Raw genomic sequence first — 6,231 nt, 5'->3', positions numbered from 1 at the left:
GAGAAGCGTGAACTGCACCGAGACGTTCTGTTCGACGAAACCAAAATACCGAGATACTCTGCGCTTGACAAACTGGCCCGATCAGAGAAGCAGACGCTCAACCTGCGGGCAGAATCGAGCATCAGATGACCCTTGACGACCTAACCGTGAACTTCCAGCACCTTCAGCGCGAGAAGGTACTTGAAGACTGGGCGTGGCTGCTTGGCGGCGACGCGGTGCCCATTCTGATTACGGCCGTTGGAAATGCCTTCGTCGAAGACCCGAGCACCGGGGAGGTCAAGCTTCTCGACGTGGGGTCCCCCGACGTCGTCCCAGTCGCCGCGTCGGCATCCGAGTTTCAAGACCTGCTCACCCAGCGGGAGTTCGTGCTCAGATTTTTTGATGCTTCGCTGATGGTCGAGTTGTTGAACACGGGGCAGCCCCTGAAGGCCGGACAGGTGTTCGGGTTCAAGCGCCTTCCCAGCTTGGGGGGCTACTACATCGTCGACAACTTCGAACCGACGGACATCGAGGTGCACTTCGCCGTGTGCGGACAGCTTCAGGCTCAGACTAGCCATCTCGCTCCCGGAACGGAAATCCGCTCGGTGAGCATTCGGGATGATGGCCGGTAGGACCGCCTGCGGCCAAAAGCAGACCCTGGCAAGTGCACTCAATGCACTCTCCAGTCACCTGGCAACACTCCCGCTCTCAAGACGACCATGAAGAAGCACCTTCTCACGATGCAAATTCTCTTGGCTGGACTGCTGTCAATGGCCAGCATGGTTCAAGCCAATAGCTTTCGCGCGCCTCTTGCAGAAATGGCAGAAGCGTCCGACGTCGTCGCTTTGGTCGAGATAGTTGAGGGCGCGCTTTTTTACGGCGATGAAGGGTATCGGTGCGGCGCCCGTTATGCGGCCCGCGTGGAGCGGAGCTTGAAGGGTACGAGCGACGGTGATGTCATAACTTTCGGTCGCTTCAGCGGCCAAGCCATCGGATCGCGGTACTTTGTCTTTCTCAAAAAAGGCGAAATCGGGCTCTCTACCCCAATGGGTCCTGCAATGGAAAAACACAACATTGATTTCATGAGGCTCTGCCCGGCACACATACCGGCGCTAGGGGCGGTTTACCAAGGGTTGGGAATAGTCCCAGTAACCTACGGGAAACTGGCCTCATACCGGCCGGTCGTAAGGCTGACTAATGCTCCCTACGAGATACCTGCAAGGCTGAAGGCGTTTCGTGAGCCAGGCGGCAGTGAAGTCGACGGCATCTTCTATGGAACTGTAGAGGCGGAGATCAATGACTTTTTCAATTTTCTGAAATCTGAGCTGGCAAACGAGAAGTGAACCTCAACCGTTCACGACAGGCCATAGATATGCCATGCCAACGACCGCTTTCAGGAATGAGTTAAGTCGGCTTCGGGCCCTTAGCGGCTGTACGTCGTTGCGCAAAGCGGCCTTTCGACGGGGAAAACAGGTCATCTTCTACAGCCGCATCGTGATGACTTCAGTGAGTGCATTTTTGTCAGGCGTCGAGAATGGACATGCTTCGACGGCCGCTCGCAACGCGGCGACGACTGCCGTTAACAGAGCGTCATCTTCACTCGTCCCATCAACACCCGTTAGCACCTGAAAAAACCCGTCTGCGTTGGGTATTTCTTCAAAATAGCCACTCGGCTTGTCGTCCGTGACGCCAACGAGGATCGCCTCATAGATCGGGTTGGCCAGGGGAACGCGCGAAAACGCATCGAGCATGGGTTCAACTGCGGGCCGGATGCGTCGCATGGCCTTAGAGAAGTTTCTGTCTCGCGCCGCAACGCTTAAGGACAATCGCATATTCAAACTTCTGGTTATTCCCGATGGTTGTCCGAGACCTTGGCGGTGCGCACGCGCTTCGCGAGGCAGCGTTGACCGTCCGGTCATGGCCGAGTGCTGCCAACGGAACATTCTGCCGCGCTCGCGCTACGGCCTCTTCTCGACCTGTTAGGTCGCCGTCAGTGCAGAATTCCAGGACCGCTATCTTTTCCAAGGTCCGCTTTGGACGGTCTGCGCAAACGATCCTGATCGAAGACGACGAGGCCACGTCGGAGAGCTACTTCTGAAATCCGCTCTATCAGCGGATCGATGTCGTGTCGGCCAGAAAGGGCGAAGTGGCACAGACGGCCACGGCCATTCAGCTCCAGCGGCTCCTCCGCCCAAATGCATTCGTCGCACCGCTCCGGCGGGAGAGACGCAGAGCGCGGGTAGATCTGCGCAAGCTCATCAATCAATGCATGCAGGCTTCGATGAAGTGGAAGCCCTTCGTTTTTGGGATCGTCGTCATAGTCGAGGATCATTTCCACAGCAGCTTCATCGGCTTCAGACACCGGAGGGACGAAAACAATCATGGAGTAAGGCAAGACAGGGCTCCTCCTTTGACAGGCAATGACCATCTATTCTGGCGTGCGCACCGTGCCCGGTGCCATATTGCGCGACCATGCGGGAATTGAACGGCAGCTATCGAGCGCTACGAACTTCCGCTTCGCGGCCATACCTCCTGACCGGATTGTGCCCTCGCACGAGCGACTGGTCTTGGCCGACTGTAGCCGGTCGCGCTGCCGTTGCGAAGGGCGCAAGCAGACGTCAGCCCCGACGGTAGCTGAACACGGGCCGGCCGACGAGCAACAGCCACTCTTCAAGTTCCTCTCGGCTGGCTCGCCGACCGTTCTCGCCGCACGCAATACCTTCGTCGCCCGTCGTCGCCAACAGGCGTTCAAGCTCTTGCTTGAGCGCGTCTGAAGTACTGGTTCTACCCGGTGCCGTCTTTGGAGAGAGGGCGAACTCGGAGACGCTGACGACCGCGCCCTCGGTGTCAAGCGTCAGTTCTCTGATTGCAACCTGCTCGTCAAGGGGAGCGTCCTGCGTAAGGCAGACCCCTGGCAACGGTCCTCCCCGTTGCTTAAGCCGTGTAAGCAACCCTTCTAGCTTGAGTTCTCTCTCCGACTTGGGGCGTCGTCTTGGGTAGTTCATGGATGTCCGCTTCCAGCCGCATTGTGCCGGCACGGCGAATGGCCGGTTGTGGCCGAATTTTGCCTTTTTGGACGCCCGCTGTGCGGGCGCCGCGAACATCATGCGTCAGTTTGCTCGGCCATCTCCAGCGCATCTTCCACCTCGATGCCGAGGTAGCGCACGGTGCTTTCCAACTTTGTATGTCCGAGCAAAAGCTGAACCGCGCAGATTCTTGGTCCGGCGGTATACCAGTGAGGCCTTCGTGCGCCGTATCGAATGCGTGCCGTAGGCCGCAGGATCCAACCCGATCTCCTCGACCCATCCGTCGACGATGCGCGCGTATTGGCGCGTTCCAAGGTGGGGAGATGTGCTCACCCGGCTCGGAAACAGAAAGTCCTCGGCGCGAAGGTGGGCGACCTTCATCCAATTCGCCACAGCTTCTCTTGTTGGGTCCGTGAGCTCGAATTGAACAGGACGCCCGGTCTTTTGCTGGATCACGCTGGCCCGAGCGGCAGCACGGTCGCCGGTGGCGACGTCGCGTACGCGTAGTTTGACCAGGTCGCATGCTCGAAGCTTGCTGTCAATGCCCAAGTTGAACAGCGCCAGTTCGCGGGTTCGGCAGGAAAGCTGCAAGCGCACACGGATCGCCCAGATCTCCTTGAGCTTGAAAGGCCTCTTCTGTCCGACGAGCTTGTCTTTGTTCCATGGAGGGCGGGGTGTTGAGGCGGTCGGGAATTCCATGTCGGTCTCCTTCGCAGTTTGGGGACCGACACTTTGCCCCTGCTTGGATGGCTTCGCTGGGCCCGAAGCGGCTGTACGTCGAGCTCTGACCCGGACCTTTAGCGAACGGCCGCTTTCGAGAGAGCCCGGTGTCCGCTACGGAGCGCACCGCCGACCTGCCCCCCGTCTTCCAAACCTCCCCAGCCCACCTGAACATCCACTTGGCGCCACGCCCCCGGCCTGTCACGCCCTCACATGAATCCGACATCGTCCAATAGGCGAGCCGCGAAATCCGCAGCCCGCCAGACCGGCCGCTAGCCGCCGGTCTCGGGCGCGTTGTTGCTTCGCGCCTTCTCGCTCAACTGGAACAGCTCTCCGGCTTCCCGCGCCAGCTTGGCCGCAAGCCAAAGCAGGTTGTCCAGTTGCCGAGGCCCTTCACCGCTGCACCAGTCGGTGTCTTCGCCGTGGCAGACCCACAGCAGGGCTTCGAGTTGGGCGAGGGTGTCTTCCAGAAGATCCGTCGGGTCCTGGGCGGTCCCGCCGGGGGGTACCGGCGTGCGAGGCCGGGCTATAGTCTTGGTAGCCATTTTTGTGCGCTCCTTAGAGGTGATTGCACGTCTTTGGTTAGACGGCCGGGGTGTTTCCGCACCCCGGCCGTCGCCTTTGATACCTCGCATTCGCATCGCTGCTTTCGCACCGACAACCTGCCGCGAGGCAAGCAGCCTTCGAACATTCAGTGGCTGTGTGTGTAGCGCCTTCCTTGTTCCCTTGTGGGGGTTGTGAGTGACAGGGGCATTCACTTTAAAGAAGAGCCCGGCGCGGTAGCCGCTTCGTGCGGCACGAAGTCTCTACAGGCGCCAACAATTGCAGCTTTCGCGTTGCGCCGCGTTGCCGTCTTCGCCAAGCCTCGTCAAGCCGTCCGCGCGCGCTGCAGGCAAGCCAGCAGCACGCGGAACGCCGGCTCGATGTCGGCCTCCTGCACGCACGCATAGCCCAGCAGCAGCCCGCGTTGCGCGCCGGCGCGCCGGTAGTAGCGCGACAGCGGCCGCGTGAGCACGCCGTGCGCTTCGGCGTCACTTGAAATCGCCACGTCGTCGCTGCCTTCGGGCAGCTGCAGCACCAGGTGCAGGCCGGCGTTGCTGGCCTGCGGATGCAGGTACGCCGGCCCCAGGTGCGTGGCAATCAACCCCGCCAGCAGCGCGCGCCGCCGCGCATACAGCACGCGCATGCGGCGGATGTGCGCCGCGTAGTGGCCCTGGTCGATCAGCTCGGCCAGCGCCACCTGCGTGAGCGCATGGCCCTCGCGGTACAGGTCGGCATGCGCGGTGCGAAACGGCGCGGCCAGCGCGCGCGGCAGCACCATGTAGCCCACGCGCAGACCGGGAAACAGGGTCTTGCTGAAGGTGCCGACGTAGATCACGGGGCTGTCGGGCTCCAGCCCCTGCATCGACGGAATGGGGCGGCCCGCGAAGCGGAATTCGCTGTCGTAGTCGTCCTCGAAGATCCAGCCGCCCGAGGCGCGCGCATGGTCGAGCAGCGCGCGCCGCCGCGCCAGGCTCATCACCGCGCCCAGCGGGTACTGGTGCGAGGGCGTCACGAAGATCAGCCGCGGCGGCGTACCGCCGCGCGGCCAGCCGGCCTTGGGGCTGTCGTCGCCCACCTCCACCTTCAGCGCGCGCACGCGCGTGCCGTCCATCTGCAGCACCTTGTGAAAGCCCCAGTAGCCGGGCTCTTCCACCCACACGGTGTCGCGCGGGTCGGCCAGCATGCGCAGCGACAGGTCGATGGCCTGGTGCACGCCTTCGGTCACCAGTACCTGGTCGGCGTCGCAGCGCACGGCGCGCGCCACGCGCAGGTGCTCGGCAATGGCCTCGCGCAGGGCCGGGTGGCCGCCGCCGTGCGAGTAGGTCAGCAGGTCGGGCGTGGGCGCGCGCCACAGCCGCGACACGATGCGCCCGAAGGTGCGGTGCGGAAACTGCGTGACGTCGGGCACGCCGGGCATGAAGGCACCCCATTGCCGCGGCGCGGCGGAGGCGTCGGCCACCAGTGCCTGCGCGCGCTTGGCCAGCCGCACCGTGCCGGGCGCCTCGGGCGCCGCGGCGCGCGCGCGGCCAGCGCTCAACTGGCTCTCGGGCGTGGTCGCGGCCACGAAGGTGCCGCTGCCCACGCGCGAATGCACATAGCCCTCGGCCTGCAGCTGGGCGTAGGCGTGCAGCACGGTGTTGCGCGACATGGCGGTCTCGCGCGCCAGGTCGCGCGAGGCGGGCAGGGGGCTCGAGGGCGGCAGGCTGCCGTCGAGGATGGCCTCGCGCAGGCAGTCGTAGAGCTGGCGGTTGAGCGCAGCGCCGGCGGCATCGGCGGCATCGGTTTTGGGGGCAAGGCGCTGCAGCACCAGGTCGGCACAGATGGATTTCATGCGGGTTTTTCAATTGGCTCCATGCATTGGAGCGAAATTGGATCTTTTCGATGGGGCCAATAGCCGATTCAATCAGATCTTTCGAGCGATCTCCACCCTCATCTCCTTCTCCTCTCTCTTCCTTTGCAACCC

At 62.5% G+C, this 6,231-nt stretch carries 7 protein-coding genes and 1 pseudogene; 3 read left to right on the top strand and 5 right to left on the bottom strand.

The genetic code is table 11. The features are described from left to right. Positions 1 to 125: 125 nt before the first annotated feature. Positions 126 to 611, top strand: a complete 486-nt coding sequence (locus tag BM004_RS37385; protein WP_093221530.1) for a T6SS immunity protein Tdi1 domain-containing protein — start codon at positions 126 to 128, stop codon at positions 609 to 611. Between the two features lie 87 nt (positions 612 to 698). Then, on the top strand, positions 699 to 1,322 hold the full coding sequence (locus BM004_RS37380; RefSeq protein ID WP_093221528.1) for a hypothetical protein: 624 nt from the start codon (positions 699 to 701) through the stop codon (positions 1,320 to 1,322). A 138-nt stretch (positions 1,323 to 1,460) separates the two neighbouring features. On the opposite strand, the gene BM004_RS37375 is transcribed toward BM004_RS37380, so the two are convergent. Beyond that, a complete protein-coding gene (locus BM004_RS37375) occupies positions 1,461 to 1,730 on the bottom strand; it encodes a hypothetical protein (RefSeq protein ID WP_093221525.1) in 270 nt (89 codons plus the stop codon). A 239-nt stretch (positions 1,731 to 1,969) separates the two neighbouring features. Then, positions 1,970 to 2,374, bottom strand: coding sequence for a hypothetical protein (locus tag BM004_RS41080; protein ID WP_143072643.1), 405 nt, complete (start codon positions 2,372 to 2,374; stop codon positions 1,970 to 1,972). 25 nt (positions 2,375 to 2,399) lie between these two features. Between BM004_RS41080 and BM004_RS41075 the strand changes: the two genes are divergently transcribed. Then, a complete protein-coding gene (locus BM004_RS41075; protein ID WP_143072642.1) occupies positions 2,400 to 2,753 on the top strand; it encodes a hypothetical protein in 354 nt (117 codons plus the stop codon). A gap of 329 nt (positions 2,754 to 3,082) precedes the next feature. Here BM004_RS41075 and BM004_RS37365 read toward each other — a convergent pair. The 3 genes and pseudogenes from BM004_RS37365 to BM004_RS37355 all read right to left on the bottom strand — a co-directional run bounded on the left by BM004_RS37365 (position 3,083) and on the right by BM004_RS37355 (position 6,099). Then, a pseudogene (locus tag BM004_RS37365) lies at positions 3,083 to 3,704 on the bottom strand (tyrosine-type recombinase/integrase). Between the two features lie 293 nt (positions 3,705 to 3,997). Further along, entirely contained in the window at positions 3,998 to 4,270 is a 273-nt protein-coding gene (locus BM004_RS37360) for a hypothetical protein (RefSeq protein ID WP_093221520.1), read from the bottom strand. A gap of 323 nt (positions 4,271 to 4,593) precedes the next feature. After that, positions 4,594 to 6,099 (bottom strand): MocR-like pyridoxine biosynthesis transcription factor PdxR, encoded by a 1,506-nt coding sequence (locus BM004_RS37355; protein ID WP_093221518.1) that lies wholly within the window; start codon positions 6,097 to 6,099, stop codon positions 4,594 to 4,596. Between the last annotated feature and the right edge of the window lie 132 nt (positions 6,100 to 6,231).

Source organism: Variovorax sp. OK212, assembly GCF_900112425.1.
In the GTDB taxonomy this organism is placed as follows: domain Bacteria; phylum Pseudomonadota; class Gammaproteobacteria; order Burkholderiales; family Burkholderiaceae_C; genus Variovorax.
The sequence above is the reverse complement of the archived record's forward strand: the minus strand, read 5'-3'. Positions and strand labels throughout refer to the sequence as shown.